Genomic DNA, 381 nt, shown 5'->3' with positions numbered 1-381 from the left:
TTGTATGTATAACCCCCTTTTTGTTGCCGCTTCTCCCAAGTGCGCACCGCTGCTTTCCAATCCTTCATCTTGTTTTTCCCAATCATCCAACCCTTGGCGGCGTAAAAGTCATACCATTTCTGTGGATCAACACCGTTGTTACGCTCCTGGCAATATGCGGCCACTTCCTCAAGAGTAGGAGGAGTAAATCCGCGCGACTTGTTCGCGCCATTATTACTAATTGGATTCGGATTAGGATTGGATTCGGATTGGATTCGGATTGGATTGGATTGGATTGGATTAGGCGCTAACTTTGCATAACGTGATTTAACGTGATTTAACGTTAAATCAATACTGTTTACAGTGGAGTTACCTAATACAAGCGACATATTCAGGTCATCA

Annotated in this window: 1 protein-coding gene; it reads right to left on the bottom strand. The window is 43.8% G+C overall.

Annotation, left to right across the window (positions count from 1 at the left end; translation table 11 throughout):
• A partial coding sequence (locus UU7_RS18565) for a hypothetical protein (RefSeq protein WP_202946812.1) occupies positions 1-381 on the bottom strand: 381 nt, incomplete at both ends.

The organism is Rhodanobacter spathiphylli B39, from assembly GCF_000264295.1.
GTDB classification, from domain to species: Bacteria; Pseudomonadota; Gammaproteobacteria; order Xanthomonadales; family Rhodanobacteraceae; genus Rhodanobacter; species Rhodanobacter spathiphylli.
Note: the sequence above shows the minus strand (reverse complement) of the source record. Positions and strands in the feature narration are given on the sequence as shown.